The organism is Ponticaulis koreensis DSM 19734, assembly GCF_000420665.1.
GTDB classification, from domain to species: Bacteria; Pseudomonadota; Alphaproteobacteria; order Caulobacterales; family Hyphomonadaceae; genus Ponticaulis; species Ponticaulis koreensis.
Genome location: NZ_ATVJ01000003.1, coordinates 36,981 through 50,405 on the forward strand (window position 1 = coordinate 36,981; position 13,425 = coordinate 50,405).

The window sequence follows — 13,425 nt, forward strand, 5'->3', positions numbered from 1 at the left end:
CGATTTCGTAACCTTTAGCAGGAGACGAAGATGGACCATCCAACTCTTACAGTTCAATCCCAAATAGCCAGATACCATTCTGTCAATTCAGTCTCCTATCAAGATCAATTGTGGGAGTGTTGAGATGAAACGTATAGTTGGTCCTATCGTTCGTGAGGACGATTTTGAAGTTAACCTAGACCTGTTCGGCCTTATTGGTGGGACGGCTACGATTCAGACAATGATCCCTAGCCGGTTTGTCGATCAAGCAGAAACGATTATTGCTCGACATTCTGAACGCCGTTACGTGCAAGCGATTGCTCCGTACCTTTGGAGTCGATTACGCCGTCCAAGTGAGTTGACAGATGATGTGTTGAACGATGTGCGGTTTATGAAGCGCGACTTCGCTTTCGCGTATGGAGAGGCGCATTTTGAGATGCAGCGCCGTCAGTGGTTCTCAGATTGGAAACGTGGGGTAACAAATTCGCCGCAATCTCAGTACAAGCCACTGGCGTCAGCCCTCGGTACCGTTGTAGCGCTTGCTGAGCCTCGGGTTGCAAAAACGTGGGGCAATGAGTTTTTGCAACGCATCAATGCCTGGGCCGGGTACGACCATAGTGCGGATAAGGAGTGCCAGCAGAGCTCGTAAGATAGGAAATGGGTTTCGAGCGCGGAAAGCCGTGGCTTTGTGAGACCATCATGTGCAATGCCCGCATCACCTGGTGTGGGCATTATCGCGTTCTTATGCCTCTCGATGAGCTGCAGCATCATGATCACAAAAGGGTAGCACTTAAAGTTAATCGGCTGTGGAGTGCTTCAAAGCCGCAAGCTTCTCAACTATTTCGACGACGGTCTTGAGGAGTGCGGGGTCATCAATCTTGTTGAGTGCTAGGATGACCCTGGAAATTTCATTGCTTTGCATGGCTTTGGGTGGGGTGAGGCTTTTGCCGAACACTTCATTTTCCACGCCATGAAAAACTTCGTGATTGAAAAAATATTCGAGGGGTTTTTCAAGTGCGATTGCAATCTCTGCGAGACGGCTCGCAGATACTCGGTTGATGCCTTTTTCGTACTTTTGGATTTGCTGGAACGTTAGGCCGACCTTCTTCGCAAGATCAATTTGCGTCAGCTTTATTTCCTTGCGGGCAGTGCGGATGAGGATGCCTATAGCCTCATCCATTCTGGTAACTGCCTTAGGATCATTACTGCTAGTGCCCATTTTGTCCCCGCCAATGCCCACCAAGCGATGATGTTAGTGCGAACGGGAGGTCAGAGCAACTTAACGCAGATTGGCTATTAGGCGTCGACGGGCTCAGGCTGCTCAAGCGTCAGAAGTTCATGCATCAGGATGTACTTAAGCGCACCAGCGGTTTTAGTGACCTGATTTTCTGCGCCGAGTAAATCGCGGGTCATTTGCTGCATATGTGCTGACATCATAACCAGTGACTTCAGTTCTTTTTCCATTTCATGTGCGTGATTAGGTTGCATGGTAAAGCCCCTTCCTTTTTGGCTTTATCATTGCGCTCAAGACTGCTTGTCTTGTCCTGATGTGTAGCTGAGTGTTGCCTGATTTAATCTGAGTACTTTGTATTGATACAGAAAAAATAACTTCCGGCATGGTCGGGCAACCACGCCAGAAGCCGTTTAGTTTGGGCAAACGGGAGAAAATTGTATGCCGGGCCTACTAAATCTCGAAGATCAGTCGGTTCAATGTGAACATGTTTGCTTTGATTTTTATCGCAGTATTATAGAAACAAGCAAGAGTCAATCAAAAGTAGAATTTAGAATTATGCACGTGCTGCGCGTGCTGATGGAGAATAATGGGCGGGTCGTGAGCAGAGACGTGTTGCATGAACGCGTCTGGGACGATGTTCATGTTGGAGAGGACTCCCTAAACCGCGCAATCTCAGTTCTTCGTAGAGAGTTCTCGGCGGCGGGGCTCAACAATCTTATCACGACCATTCCAAGGCGAGGATATAGGTTTGATGGGGAACTAAAGCTCGCTTGTCCGTCATCGCCCCCAGGGCGCGCGAGCGATAAAGCAAAGAGCCGCTCGCGGCGAAGACCCGGCGCACTGATATTGGGGGCATTGGCGTTTGTTGTCTTAATCGGATCAGCCGCGTGGATTGCGGGCAATGCAAGTGAGACGGTTAGTGCGCAACATCTGACACCGGAACAAGTGGCTGCGCAGATTTTTCCTACGATCAATTCAGCAATCCCAGAGCGCCAACCAGCGATAGATCGCCGTGCGATCAGAAGCGCGCTGTCGCCACTTTTAGACCGAGGTATGCCGGTGGACACCGCTGTCGCAACTCTCGTCGAATATCAGGATTTTGAAGAAGCGATTAGAGTCATGCGCGAAGCGCAGGACGGCTCTATGGGATCTCTGACACCGGAGAAATACACTGAGTTCTTGCATCAGATCGGGGCGCTTGCATTTGACCGGCAAAGTGATGTGGCTATCGCGGTGTATCTCGAGATTTTGCTGTTTAGTCCGGATGATGTGCTGGCGCTGTCTCAAGTCTCAAAGCTCTATGTTCTTAAGAACGAAAGACGAGAGGCACTAGCCTATATCGAGCAAGCTCTTGCAGCAGACGCGTTGTCACAGGCGGACCGTCTGGACTTAGAAATGACGCGCATCCGCGCAAGCGCTGAGGATTTCTCTGAAGCAGCGCAGCAACTGGAGCGGGTACATACGGAGGCTGAGTCTTTGGAGCAGTATTCGGTGGCCGCTAACGCGCTTCGCTATCAGGTAAATTATGAGTGGCTGAATGCGACTGTATCAAATGCAATTACACCTGATGATTTAGAACGTTGGATTGGTCTGTTGGGGAGCGTACTTGCCTCACAAGAAGCAAGCGAAGCTTTTCACGAAATCCCTTTAACGAAGTCCATGATGGGATTGATGCTCAAACAATTGGACCGGAGGGGTGAGGCCATAGAAGTGTTCTCAGAAGCGCTAACATTAGAGCGCTTGCTGCACAGGCCAACGTGGCAGCACGCTATTCTAACCAATCTGGCTACGACATACCTCGAAATCGGCGATCTGGAGCGCGGAGCGCGATATAACGACGAAGCAATTGCCGTCTTGCGAAATGCCAATCTGGCTTCGCAACTCCACTACAACTGGATGCTTGCATCAAAGATTGCCCACGAAAGCGGGCAAAGTGATGAGGCCTGCAGGATTTTTCGACTAGCCATGGAGGCCTGGCCACCTTCACTGGAAGTACCGGGCGACGATGTTCAGCTAGAATCTGAGCTTGGCTGCGCCGCACCGATCATAAGCGCGATGAGGAATTAGATTCCAAAGGAAATACAAATTCCGCAACCAGCGCCGGTGCAGCAATTGAGTGTAACCATGATCTGATCCGGATCACCCAAGGATTCCGCTTCTGAACGCTCTGCTACCTTAGGAGGATCAAGAGACACCTCAATTGCGAAATCGAGCTGATTTGCTTCACTGATCCCATGGTTTTCCATGGCCCAGATCGCTTTGGCGAAAAATTTCTCATAAAGCCTTTGCTTGAGCAGCTCTGCTTTTTCCGGTGAGATTTGACCGTCAAGAAAATCCTGAAGCTGTTGCTTTGTAATTGTACCAGACATGTATGCCTCCATTCGCTAAAAAACGCCCCACCAAAACTACTTTAAATAGAATTAAGTCAAGGGCGGCGCTGTTCCTGAATTTTTCGGAACAGCGCCAATTTTAGGATCATTTCGCTGATGTAGGAGAAAATTGCTACCTCAAGGGCCGGATCGGCGCTTTGAGCGGCGTTTAAGCTCGCTCCTTGACGAATGCGCGTTGGACATCCGAAAAATTTCAGCTATCGAAGATTGTATATTTCTTTGGTGCTAAAAGCTTGGCTGGTTGGGAGCTTAAATGGGCAGGCTCACTCTCATAATTTTTGCGTGTATTGTGATTTTTGCAGGATGGCCCATGCAGGCTGTGAGCGAAGAGCATGATTGTTCCGGCCACTCACCCAGGAACAACCAGCGCTATACCACCACTGACGTAAACCTGAGAAGCTGGAGCAGCACGAGCGCGGATATCTTGGCCACTCTGCCTGAAGGCGAGATTGTGTTTGCATACCAAAATTCCGGCGGGTGGTCGCGGGTCAATGTCGCTTCGTTGAATGTTACTGGTTATGTGGCCACGCGCTATCTCTCAGAGGCATGTGTGCCCGGCGGAGGACTGTCTCGCAGTTTGCTCTCAAGGGCTAATATATCGGCAATCTTACGGTCTCAGAGTTTGTCACGTTATAGTGGCTCGTGTCCTTGCCCATATAACTATGATCGCGGCGGTCGGCGCTGCGGCGGTCGCAGTGCTTATTCGCGTCCCGGAGGGGCAAGTCCGCTTTGTTATCCGCGCGATGTTACAGCTAACATGATTCAGTCATTTATCTCTTCGCGTCCTTGATACCGCTCACGTTCAAGGATGGTTTTTATCTTCTTTTGCGCGCCTTGAATCTCGCGCTGCTGGAAGAAGATCAGAAGTGAAAGCCATATTTGACGGAAGCGCGAAGCATCGCGTTCCTGCAGCTTGGTTCGTTCTGCTTTGCGGCGCGCTAGCTGTTCTTCTTGCTGGCGAATGTACTTCGCGAATTTTGGCATTGGGTGCATTCGCTCACGTTTTCACGATACTATTCGAGAAAACACTTTAAACGCCCAATGATCTGCAGAACTTTTCATACTGATGTGTTGGACGGCGGCGTATGCATTCGAATCCATCAGTCGACAGAATATAAAAAAAACAAACAAAGCACTTTAAATAGAAAAATATTTGCATAAGTATCATCTTCTGCTAGAGTTAATTAAAATTAACAATTCAGAGGCAGGTGAAAGTTATGCGCACGCTAAATTCAGCAGAGATTAACGTTGTTTCTGGGGGAGTTTTTTATGAAGACGACCCGTTTGCGTTTGGTGGTTTTGATACTGACGTCACTCCCTATAACGATGCAATTACCGCAACATCCAATGGGGACGGAACATACGATTACCTAATCCACCAAGATGGCTTCTTTGACTTAAACGGAAATGCAGAATGGGATGGCTACGAGCCGGCGCGTTCGGAAGGTTTTACTGGAACTACAAATTCTGTGCCCGGTACTGATCCCGTTGATCTTTTGAACTCATTTACGCCGCTACCTCCCGCCCCGTCGATATCATAGTGTCGGTAGTGGTTCTAAGTTAGTTTAATGCGCCATTTGGTCACTTTATCACTGCTGTTCGCTTCGCTGAGTTATGCAGCCAACTCGGATGTCGAACAGCAGCTTGAGACGCTGGATGCCTTCCAAACGTTTTGTTTGGACACAAACATGGACGCAGAAAATTTTTCGAACTTGGTTGGCCAGTTCCACCTTGAAGTAGTGCCACGAGAGTTTGTAACAGAATACATGAACGGTATCATTCCATTTCACATTTATGCTTATCGGCTGCACGAAGAGGCATATTTGATCTGGGAGGTTCAAGGCGAAATAACCAGCCAACAAAGACAACTGCACCGCGCCGGAAATCAAACGACAAGCAGTCCGATTAACGCAGATAACGTATTGCCGGATGTGTTGGGGCTTGGAACGAACCCGATCATTGGCGCAAAAGGATGTCGTATTCTCTCTTTCAATGCAGAGATTCCGGCTTTTAGTGATCTTCAGTCGTTGAGTTTTGAAAACAGGATTGCAGGCGAGCCTACGCTCACACGGCAAGTTGTACGAAATTTTCCGAACTCCTCTGAATCCGGTGACCACCTCGCTTGGCGCGTTGGAGGAGAAATAAACATAAACTATTTTCAAGCCTACACAGAAGCTTTGATTATTTTATCTGTCTCTCAATCCGTTTCACCGGACGACGCTGCGCCTTCTTACCTAATTCCAGAATAAATTCTGCCGTTCAGCTTGCACGGCGGGTCTGAATTAAGTGGGCCAAGGATTTTAAGTGCTCGGCGAATGTACCTAATCGCGCTTTGTGGCTGGGGAGCTTATGCAGATAGATCCCAAGACAATTCTTATATCTGAACTACTAGGTAACGCTTGTGTCACTTCTCAATCTGTCCGGATTTAAAAGCATGCCGTTACTCCGACAAGCAGAAGCAGCGGAATGTGGCTTGGCGTGCGTCGGCATGATCGCGGGGTATCACGGATTTCAAGTTGATCTGCCGACACTGAGGCGTGATTTTCCAATATCACTTAAAGGAGCAACGCTTGCCGATGTGATCCAGATTGCGGCTGGAATGAATTTCGGCTCAAGGGCACTTCGGTGCGAGCTATCCGAGCTCAAAAACCTGCGAACGCCCGCGATTTTGCATTGGAAGATGAGCCATTTCGTCGTGCTTAAAAAGGCGACATCGAGAAGAGTGGAAATCTTCGATCCTGCGCTGGGACGACAGAGCTTTCAGATGGAAGACATTAGTGATCAATTTACAGGAGTCGCACTAGAGCTTACCCCTACTTCGAATTTCGTAAAAAAAAGAGAGCGTAACCCTATTCGACTGACCAGCCTTGTCAGGCTGAGCGGAGAGAGTTGGAAGGCACTTGGCCAAGGCGTTCTGCTCTCTTTGTTTCTCCAAATATTCGTATTGCTTACCCCATATTATATGCAGCTCGTCATTGATGATGCGATTTTAAAGGGTAATCTGAATTTTCTAACAGCGATCGCCACGGGATTTGGGGTGCTCGCTCTTTTCGAAATGCTGACCGGTGTACTGCGCGGCCTGGTGTTCCAGTTTCTCTCCAATGTGGTGGCCTTCGATATGGAAGCCAGCCTTTTGCACCACATGGTGCGCTTACCCTTATCCTATTTTCATCGCAGACACACCGGGGATATTCAACAGCGGTTTCAATCGCTTCTGCCTATCAGAGATTTCGTTGTGAACGGCGCAATAGCGGCCTTGCTGGACGGCGTGCTTGCCATCTTCATCGGCGTAATTTTGTTTATGTACGATTTCTACCTCGGGCTAACCGTGCTTGCAGTGGTGATATTATATGCGCTGGCTCGGCTAAGTTTTTTAGAGATATCGAAGAAACTCGCAGGAAACCTTCTGGTGGCTGAGGCAAAAGAGAACACCAAATTCTTGGAAACCTTGCGCGCAATGCAAACCATCAAGGTGTCAGGGGCGGAAGTGGAACGGGAAAACCTTTGGAGAAACTTAGCGGCTGAAACCCTAAACGCTCAAATTAGGGTGGGCAATGTCAATATTGGCTATCAAGCGCTGAATAAGTTTTTGATGGCGGGCTCAAATGTTCTCATAGTTTACCTTGCAGCGCAGTCCATTTTTCAAAGCGAAATGACGATCGGAATGCTCACAGCCATAATGGCATACAAAGGCCAATTCGAAGGCCGCTTAACCACGCTTCTTGATCAATGGGTGGCCTTTAAGTTGCTTGATGTCCATTTAGAGCGCGTTTCGGACATTGGCCTTACTGAGCAAGAACAGCACTTGAAAACGCAGGGAATGAACAAACCCCTCGACGGCAAAATCGAAGTTCGTAAGCTCATGTTTCGCTACGCACCTCATGAAAAGGAAGTGCTAAGAAACATAAATTTGAAAATTGAGCCTGGGGAATTCGTAGCAATTTGCGGCCCGTCAGGTTCAGGTAAGTCCACATTGATGCGTCTACTGGTCGGATTGTATCAACCAAGCTACGGCGAAGTACTGTTTGACGGTTATCCCGTCTCGTCCTGGGGGTTATCGAATCTTCGCAGACAAATCGGAGTAGTCATGCAAGACGATACACTGCTTGCTGGCTCTATCGAAGAGAACATCTCTCTATTCGACGACCGGCCAGACCACGATACAATCCGTTGGGCTGCCAAATTGGCGCAGATTGATGAAGACATCCAGAATATGCCTATGGGATACAAGTCGCTCGTTGGAGATATGGGCTCGTCTTTATCGGGTGGGCAGCAGCAACGTGTGATGATCGCGAGGGCGTTGTACCGCAGGCCTAAGTTGCTTGTCATGGATGAGAGCACGAGTGCTTTGGACATAACGCGTGAACAAAATTTAAATCAGGCTCTGAAGGAGTTGACCATGACGCGGATTGTGGCGGCCCACAGGCCTGAAACTCTGAGAGCCGCTGATCGCGTAGTCGTCTTGGAAGGTGGTACCTTGAATAGCCCATTTGCTCAAAACGTAGAAAATCGCGATAACACCAATCGTTTTTCGATTGACTTATCCTGATCATTGCAAAATGTCTGAGTTTTCCGCCGCCTGTTGGAGCAGCAAAATTTTTTCGTTTCCATAGGCGTAAAAGGCGCTCAGCGTGTGCTTAAAAGTGGCTCTAGCAACCATTCGATCAGTCGGCGATCTTCCAATACGATTTCGGCGGTCAGCTCCATTCCCGATTGCAGCGGGATATTGCTTGAGAAAGCCTCGATGGACGTGTCCTCTAACTGGACCGAGACGCGGTAGAGAGGCTCTGGATTTTGAGATGTAATGCCGAGTTCTTGCGGCATGAGAGTCGCAGACGAGATATCTGAAACAATGCCTCTTCCAAAGCCGAATTTTTGATAGGGAAGCGCGTCATACTGCAAGTTAACTTGCTGGCCGGTCTCCACAAATGCGATTGCACGGGACGGAAGAAACAACTCTGCAACCAGAACGCTGTTTTCGGGTGAAATTGTGAGCAGCGGCACATTTGGATTTGAAACTTCACCTGCGCGTGCCTGAAGTGCAGTGACGTAGCCGTTGGTTGTCGCCACCAGAACGTAAGATGCATCGGCCTCAATTTGCTGTATTTGTGCTTCGAGTTGTATCAAACGCTGATCCAATTCCGACAATTCTCGTCTCTCCGACGCCGAAATTTGGTCGATCTGAATTTCAATTCTGTCTTGTTCGGACCTCGTCTCGGCGACCTCTGAAGTCAGGCGCAAAAGCGCAGCCTGAGCCTGGACGTAAGCGTCGCTGCGAGCAAATCGGTCTGGCTCGCCAATGAGGCCCTCATCAAAAAAAAACTCTCCGTCAGCGGCTCGTCTTCTCGCGAGTTCAACTCTTTGTTCCTGAATTTCCACCTGCTGCTCTAGCTCGGATTGTCTGCGTCTGGCGTTTGTCAGATTTTGCCTGGCTTCAGCTTCTGATAAGCGCGCGCTTTCGATGATTACACCGCGATAATCGAGCAAGGCCTCGCGTTCCCGGTGCAGGCTCTGAATAGTTTCTTCGCTAAGCGCTGTCCCATCTGTGAGCACCCGGTCGCTCGAAACCTCGACCAGCGGAGCATCGACCTCTACGAACTGACCGTCCTCCACAAACACATTTCGAATTGTTCCATTGTCCAGAGTGTACACCCGCGCTTCTGCGGCGGTTGGTCGTAACCGTCCACGCACGCTCTCAGTGCGTGCGAAATCGACTGAGAAAACAAAAACTCCAGCCGCTAGGACGAAGAAAGTGATTAGCCCCGTGATCCACCCCCAGGCTATCGGCAGTACAGCGGTTGGTTCACCGAGCTGGCTTGCTGCATTCGACTGCGCTAGAAGAGCTTCTTTCCTGAATAAATCGTGGCTCATGAGAAGTTGTATACTTTAATACGGCACTAGTTTGGTTTGTGTTTCATCAGAATATGATGACAATTAAAGCGAATAAGTGTTTGGCCTTCCCGGGACTTCCAGCACGCTCCGCATCACAATATTTTGCGATTTATCACAACTAAAATCGATAGAAGAGCCGACATACATGTTAGCAGATGGGTGAGCCATTGCTAATTTTCTGACTTCAGCAACACAACGCTCAAGAGTGGTGAGGTCCACGAAGAGGTCGTGTTTCGGTTCGAAATTTGCGAGAATGTGACCAGTCAAAATTTCTCCGGAATACCGGTCATAAAAATTTTTCTCAGACCTTCAGCGATTCACTCAACATCCATTCTCTTCAGTGCCCGATATGAATCCAACACGCTCTCCTGCGGCATAACGCAATGTCACCTGCTTATCTGAGATTTCATACGAAAAGCAACTGATGCCATTCTCCATGAAAAGGCAGACGGAATTTTGAGCGACTTCCAACCACGTGCCTCTTCTATGTACGCCTTCGATTGACCAAGTTACGTTTTGATCCGCTCCGAGGCAGAGAGCCCATGGTGTATCCAATTCCGGGCGTTCGCCAGAGATGGTTCCGGTTACTGTCGTTCCAATTATAGATTCAGCATTACCCGCAGCACAAAATGCCCAGCCAATCGCTGTGAGTACAAAAGTCTTTTGAGTGGTTTTCATTTTACAGTGTCTGCTAGTCTTTCTCTTTGTTCCTACGGATCACCAAATTGATGTAGTAGGCGGCAAGAAAAAGCAGCATCAAATAATATAATTGAACGTCGCGCTCGGTGAAAAACTTCACCCAAGTCATCAGCATTAAAGGAACCAATGGCCAAGCGATTAAGAAAATTTTTTTCATACTCTCTCCAGAATTTGCCGCAGCATAACTGGCTTATGCTGCGGCGGAGAATGCCACTAATGCTCGTCGTCCATATTTCGTAGCTCTTCAATTGTCGCGGCGCCTGATCCTATCGGTATGATGATTGCTGCGCCAATACTAGCTGCGCCCATCCCGCCAGCAGCGCTCGTGCTGATAGTTGTTAAATCGGTTCCAACCCCGAGCCAATCTATATCTTCGCCAGGTAGGTTACCAGTCGTTTCTGCATGTACCACACCATCAATTACGTAGTTTCCACTAGGCAGCTGGCATGGACCAAAATCGCTAGGCCCGCAAGGTGGAACGCTGCCAAAGCTGCCTTCCAGATACTCACCAAACGAAGAGTATCCGGCAGCCAACAACTGCTCGCGGGTTATACTTGTTGCGAACGGATCGCTGGTAGTTTCAGAACCGATAACCCGGGTACCCAGTCGTCCGTCTTCCGTCACAAAGGGTTCAGTCTGCCCTCCGCTAACACTACCAATTTCAGCCAATTCTAGTTCACGCATTTTCGTGTTCTCCCATTCAGTCTGAATGACCAAGTCATTCTATACTACCTAATCAATATATTTTTCAAATAGCAACTGCAGGTAACCGCTTTGTGAGCGTCGGTATTGATAGATTGTTTGGGGTGAGCTACCTCGCATCAGCTCGCCAATAATTCAGCTTCGCGGGCATATCTGAACATGGTTGATCTGCTGATGTCGAGTTTCTTGGCGATCTCACATCCTGAACACCCTTCCGTCAGGAGCTTGGATGCGCGTCTTTGTTTAGCAGGTGTCATCACGGATTTGCGCCCAAACTTCACGCCGCGCTCTTTGGCAGCTTGCATGGCGAGTTTGGTGCGGCGGCTAATGACGGCTTTTTCGTATTCAGCGTCAGCTACGGCGTAGGTGAACCATTTGCGCCCTTCCGGCGTGGTGGTGTCGATATTCTGCCAGATACTATGAAAGGTGATGCCTTGCTTATGCAGCTCATCCAAAACGGTTAAACCTTCAATCGTTGATCTGAATGCGCGGTCGATTGAGAGCACCACAAAAGTATCGCCGGATTTAAGAGCCCCTCTGGCTTCGATGAGCCCAGGGCGCTTCTTGGCGGTAGCAGAAACAGCGAAATCAGAGAAGATCTGATCGCAGCCAGCTTGGCGCAGCGCTTCTTCGCTCTGGAATAGCGTCTGTTTATCCGTCGAAACTCTCGTATAGCCAATACGCATAACCGGGCCATTTCTGCCGCTTTGCGGCGTGTTTGTTACTGTTATTTGCTGTGTCAAAAGGGTTCCCTTTTGAACAAGCCCGGAGCCGACTGGTTTTAGTTAGTTACGGCTGCGTATTTCCGGGCTTTCGCACGTTTCCTGCAACAATACCGGAGGCTGTTTCATAAAGGAACCTTTATGAAACAGAGACATACGCTCGTATGCGCGCTTTTCGTGCTGGCACTGATCGGCCGCGCGGAAGCCGATGATAACGCCTCATTGGTTCATTCTGGGATTGGCACAATCCCGCCAAGAGAGCTGCTGTCATCACACATTCTGGAATTACCAGCCGGAGAACAAAGCGCATGGATACACGGGGCTGTGAGTGCCACAGCTCAGACGATTGCAGCTCAGGATGTTGGTAGGGCGCAATGTATCGTGGATTGGTATTTTTCCATGAATGGAGCGGTTCTTATCGATGAAGCTCTTCGAACGCATCCTGATGCTAGGGCGAGCGCTGTGATCTATGCGGCTTCATTCAGTGTGTGCGAAGAAACTTAGAAATTTGGAGCTATATTGACATGAAGGTTGGACGCAGCTTGCTGCAGCGGCTGTGAACCCGCGCCATCTGGGTTTCTTTCATCTATAGCGTGGGAAGCTGAGGCCAACAGTTCATCAAAACTTTCCAAGTCTTCCATACTTGGCGGTGCGTTCTGATCATTCATTTGGGAATGCATCGGGTCTAGAATATCTGACTGGATATTCGAAAGCTCTGCGGCTCTGTTGCGCGCGCTTTGGTATTCCTCCCAGCTGGAGATGCTCGCCATCTCACGCTGTTGGATATTGATCTCGGATGCGTCCGCTTCGCTCCCGTCAGCATAAACCAGATCGCCGGTGCCGGTTTGGAAGACGAGGTCGCCGCTGGCTGATCTTGCCGCGCTCTCTCGCAAACGCTCTAAGGTGTCAGCGTTTGCGGTGAGGGCGTCATCCAAGTCTTCTTGGATAGTGTTCAAGCGCTCTGCGGTGGCTTCGTAGCGCTCGCGATATTGCGTGTTCAGCATCAGTATTTGCAGCGCTGTCATATTCTCACGCTGGCGCTGCTCTGAGATGCGTGCACGTTCGGATTTAGAGCGGGAGGCAAACTGAGCGTCAGCGCCCATAGCGGCTCCGCCTGCTTCTTCGATTGATTTTCTGGCAAGTTCCGTGCGGCTTATGTCTGCGCCGTTGTTATCATCGGTGAAGACATTCATGCGCGTCTCCGCCGAATTTTGCGCGGGGCTACACCCCCGCTGTCAATTATACCGTGGGCACAATTGACGAAGCCGCGCCCCTTAGTCCCGCCATCCCTGAAACTTTTCTCGAAAAAATATATCCCGCTAAAATTCATATAAACCAGTATAAATACAATGTATTAACTTTTCATTAACCATGATAAACGGAGCGGCTCTTACTCAGAAATGTTCCTATTTCCCCCGAAAGGTAGTTCCGCGGCTCGTATCTTGAAGGCTCGAAATCACGGAAATTGTTTCGTGATGCGAGGGAAAGGACATGCAAATGTTCAGTAGTTCAAATCGCACAAGTAAAACGGAAAAGCGGGTCCTGGATATCGGCACGATTACCGCCGGTACCCTGGGGATTGTGATCGCGTTTTTGCTCACGCCGCAGCTCTATGGAGGCACGGTCGGTTGGATGGCTGGCTATGCGGATGAAGCGTATGTCGAAGGGCTCGGCGGCATGATCCGCGTCATCTGGGCCCCGATTGTTGCCCTGTTTTGTTTCACCTTCTGCACACTCTCAATCACTACCGGAACGCGCGCTGCGATCTTGTGGGTGTTTGGTGCAGTTAACTCACGTCGTTAGAGGA

At 49.4% G+C, this 13,425-nt stretch carries 17 protein-coding genes; 8 read left to right on the forward strand and 9 right to left on the reverse strand.

Going from position 1 to position 13,425, the window contains the following annotated elements; translation table 11 throughout:
- Nucleotides 1–124: 124 nt before the first annotated feature.
- Nucleotides 125–628, forward strand: coding sequence for a hypothetical protein (locus G523_RS0115005; RefSeq protein WP_022695888.1), 504 nt, complete (start codon nt 125–127; stop codon nt 626–628).
- 147 nt (nt 629–775) lie between these two features.
- Here the strand turns inward: G523_RS0115005 and G523_RS0115010 are convergent, their stop codons facing one another.
- Nucleotides 776–1,159 (reverse strand): helix-turn-helix domain-containing protein, encoded by a 384-nt coding sequence (locus tag G523_RS0115010; protein ID WP_051134874.1) that lies wholly within the window; start codon nt 1,157–1,159, stop codon nt 776–778.
- Nucleotides 1,160–1,275: 116 nt separating this feature from the next.
- The gene (locus G523_RS20985) at nt 1,276–1,467 is read right to left on the reverse strand and encodes a hypothetical protein (RefSeq protein ID WP_155802821.1); all 192 of its coding nucleotides are present in this window, start codon (nt 1,465–1,467) and stop codon (nt 1,276–1,278) included.
- 184 nt (nt 1,468–1,651) lie between these two features.
- Between G523_RS20985 and G523_RS0115020 the strand changes: the two genes are divergently transcribed.
- Nucleotides 1,652–3,280, forward strand: a complete 1,629-nt coding sequence (locus tag G523_RS0115020) for a winged helix-turn-helix domain-containing protein (protein ID WP_022695891.1) — start codon at nt 1,652–1,654, stop codon at nt 3,278–3,280.
- Here G523_RS0115020 and G523_RS0115025 read toward each other — a convergent pair.
- Nucleotides 3,277–3,594: a hypothetical protein gene (locus tag G523_RS0115025; RefSeq protein WP_022695892.1), complete on the reverse strand. Its 318-nt coding sequence runs from the start codon at nt 3,592–3,594 to the stop codon at nt 3,277–3,279. The two genes, G523_RS0115020 and G523_RS0115025, sit on opposite strands and share 4 nt — an antisense overlap.
- A gap of 319 nt (nt 3,595–3,913) precedes the next feature.
- Here G523_RS0115025 and G523_RS21355 point away from each other — a divergent pair, with 319 nt between their 5' ends.
- Nucleotides 3,914–4,393: an SH3 domain-containing protein gene (locus tag G523_RS21355; protein ID WP_407674763.1), complete on the forward strand. Its 480-nt coding sequence runs from the start codon at nt 3,914–3,916 to the stop codon at nt 4,391–4,393.
- Here G523_RS21355 and G523_RS0115030 read toward each other — a convergent pair.
- A complete protein-coding gene (locus tag G523_RS0115030; RefSeq protein ID WP_022695893.1) occupies nt 4,366–4,587 on the reverse strand; it encodes a hypothetical protein in 222 nt (73 codons plus the stop codon). The two genes, G523_RS21355 and G523_RS0115030, sit on opposite strands and share 28 nt — an antisense overlap.
- 233 nt (nt 4,588–4,820) lie before the next feature.
- Here G523_RS0115030 and G523_RS20995 point away from each other — a divergent pair, with 233 nt between their 5' ends.
- The 3 genes from G523_RS20995 (at nt 4,821) to G523_RS0115040 (ending at nt 8,152) form a co-directional block, all read left to right on the forward strand.
- A complete protein-coding gene (locus tag G523_RS20995) occupies nt 4,821–5,144 on the forward strand; it encodes a hypothetical protein (RefSeq protein ID WP_155802825.1) in 324 nt (107 codons plus the stop codon).
- Nucleotides 5,145–5,171: 27 nt separating this feature from the next.
- Complete coding sequence (locus tag G523_RS0115035; protein ID WP_022695894.1) at nt 5,172–5,852, forward strand: hypothetical protein; 681 nt, start codon at nt 5,172–5,174, stop codon at nt 5,850–5,852.
- A 152-nt stretch (nt 5,853–6,004) separates the two neighbouring features.
- On the forward strand, nt 6,005–8,152 hold the full coding sequence (locus G523_RS0115040) for a peptidase domain-containing ABC transporter (protein WP_022695895.1): 2,148 nt from the start codon (nt 6,005–6,007) through the stop codon (nt 8,150–8,152).
- Nucleotides 8,153–8,229: 77 nt separating this feature from the next.
- Here G523_RS0115040 and G523_RS0115045 read toward each other — a convergent pair whose 3' ends face one another.
- The 4 genes from G523_RS0115045 to G523_RS0115060 all read right to left on the reverse strand — a co-directional run bounded on the left by G523_RS0115045 (nt 8,230) and on the right by G523_RS0115060 (nt 11,582).
- The gene (locus G523_RS0115045) at nt 8,230–9,474 is read right to left on the reverse strand and encodes an HlyD family efflux transporter periplasmic adaptor subunit (protein ID WP_022695896.1); all 1,245 of its coding nucleotides are present in this window, start codon (nt 9,472–9,474) and stop codon (nt 8,230–8,232) included.
- Nucleotides 9,475–9,816: 342 nt separating this feature from the next.
- Nucleotides 9,817–10,173, reverse strand: coding sequence for a hypothetical protein (locus G523_RS21000; protein ID WP_155802827.1), 357 nt, complete (start codon nt 10,171–10,173; stop codon nt 9,817–9,819).
- A gap of 234 nt (nt 10,174–10,407) precedes the next feature.
- Nucleotides 10,408–10,878, reverse strand: coding sequence for a hypothetical protein (locus G523_RS0115055; protein ID WP_022695898.1), 471 nt, complete (start codon nt 10,876–10,878; stop codon nt 10,408–10,410).
- A 137-nt stretch (nt 10,879–11,015) separates the two neighbouring features.
- The gene (locus G523_RS0115060; RefSeq protein WP_022695899.1) at nt 11,016–11,582 is read right to left on the reverse strand and encodes a recombinase family protein; all 567 of its coding nucleotides are present in this window, start codon (nt 11,580–11,582) and stop codon (nt 11,016–11,018) included.
- Nucleotides 11,583–11,759: 177 nt separating this feature from the next.
- Between G523_RS0115060 and G523_RS0115065 the strand changes: the two genes are divergently transcribed.
- A complete protein-coding gene (locus G523_RS0115065) occupies nt 11,760–12,122 on the forward strand; it encodes a hypothetical protein (protein WP_022695900.1) in 363 nt (120 codons plus the stop codon).
- Here G523_RS0115065 and G523_RS0115070 read toward each other — a convergent pair.
- Nucleotides 12,119–12,811 (reverse strand): hypothetical protein, encoded by a 693-nt coding sequence (locus G523_RS0115070; protein ID WP_022695901.1) that lies wholly within the window; start codon nt 12,809–12,811, stop codon nt 12,119–12,121. The two genes, G523_RS0115065 and G523_RS0115070, sit on opposite strands and share 4 nt — an antisense overlap.
- A 298-nt stretch (nt 12,812–13,109) precedes the next feature.
- Here G523_RS0115070 and G523_RS0115075 point away from each other — a divergent pair, with 298 nt between their 5' ends.
- On the forward strand, nt 13,110–13,421 hold the full coding sequence (locus G523_RS0115075; RefSeq protein ID WP_155802829.1) for a hypothetical protein: 312 nt from the start codon (nt 13,110–13,112) through the stop codon (nt 13,419–13,421).
- Nucleotides 13,422–13,425: the final 4 nt, after the last annotated feature.

What these genes read in the sequence shown, in the direction of transcription:
- G523_RS21000 (WP_155802827.1), bottom strand. Translation starts at nt 10,173, where the DNA reads ATGAAAACCACTCAAAAGACTTTTGTACTCACAGCGATTGGCTGGGCA.
- G523_RS0115055 (WP_022695898.1), bottom strand. Translation starts at nt 10,878, where the DNA reads ATGCGTGAACTAGAATTGGCTGAAATTGGTAGTGTTAGCGGAGGGCAG.
- G523_RS0115060 (WP_022695899.1), bottom strand. Translation starts at nt 11,582, where the DNA reads ATGCGTATTGGCTATACGAGAGTTTCGACGGATAAACAGACGCTATTC.
- G523_RS21355 (WP_407674763.1), top strand. Translation starts at nt 3,914, where the DNA reads ATGCAGGCTGTGAGCGAAGAGCATGATTGTTCCGGCCACTCACCCAGG.
- G523_RS0115035 (WP_022695894.1), top strand. Translation starts at nt 5,172, where the DNA reads ATGCGCCATTTGGTCACTTTATCACTGCTGTTCGCTTCGCTGAGTTAT.
- G523_RS0115075 (WP_155802829.1), top strand. Translation starts at nt 13,110, where the DNA reads ATGCAAATGTTCAGTAGTTCAAATCGCACAAGTAAAACGGAAAAGCGG.
- G523_RS0115020 (WP_022695891.1), top strand. Translation starts at nt 1,652, where the DNA reads ATGCCGGGCCTACTAAATCTCGAAGATCAGTCGGTTCAATGTGAACAT.
- G523_RS0115030 (WP_022695893.1), bottom strand. Translation starts at nt 4,587, where the DNA reads ATGCCAAAATTCGCGAAGTACATTCGCCAGCAAGAAGAACAGCTAGCG.
- G523_RS0115065 (WP_022695900.1), top strand. Translation starts at nt 11,760, where the DNA reads ATGAAACAGAGACATACGCTCGTATGCGCGCTTTTCGTGCTGGCACTG.
- G523_RS0115005 (WP_022695888.1), top strand. Translation starts at nt 125, where the DNA reads ATGAAACGTATAGTTGGTCCTATCGTTCGTGAGGACGATTTTGAAGTT.
- G523_RS0115070 (WP_022695901.1), bottom strand. Translation starts at nt 12,811, where the DNA reads ATGAATGTCTTCACCGATGATAACAACGGCGCAGACATAAGCCGCACG.
- G523_RS20985 (WP_155802821.1), bottom strand. Translation starts at nt 1,467, where the DNA reads ATGCAACCTAATCACGCACATGAAATGGAAAAAGAACTGAAGTCACTG.
- G523_RS0115045 (WP_022695896.1), bottom strand. Translation starts at nt 9,474, where the DNA reads ATGAGCCACGATTTATTCAGGAAAGAAGCTCTTCTAGCGCAGTCGAAT.
- G523_RS0115025 (WP_022695892.1), bottom strand. Translation starts at nt 3,594, where the DNA reads ATGGAGGCATACATGTCTGGTACAATTACAAAGCAACAGCTTCAGGAT.
- G523_RS0115010 (WP_051134874.1), bottom strand. Translation starts at nt 1,159, where the DNA reads ATGGATGAGGCTATAGGCATCCTCATCCGCACTGCCCGCAAGGAAATA.
- G523_RS20995 (WP_155802825.1), top strand. Translation starts at nt 4,821, where the DNA reads ATGCGCACGCTAAATTCAGCAGAGATTAACGTTGTTTCTGGGGGAGTT.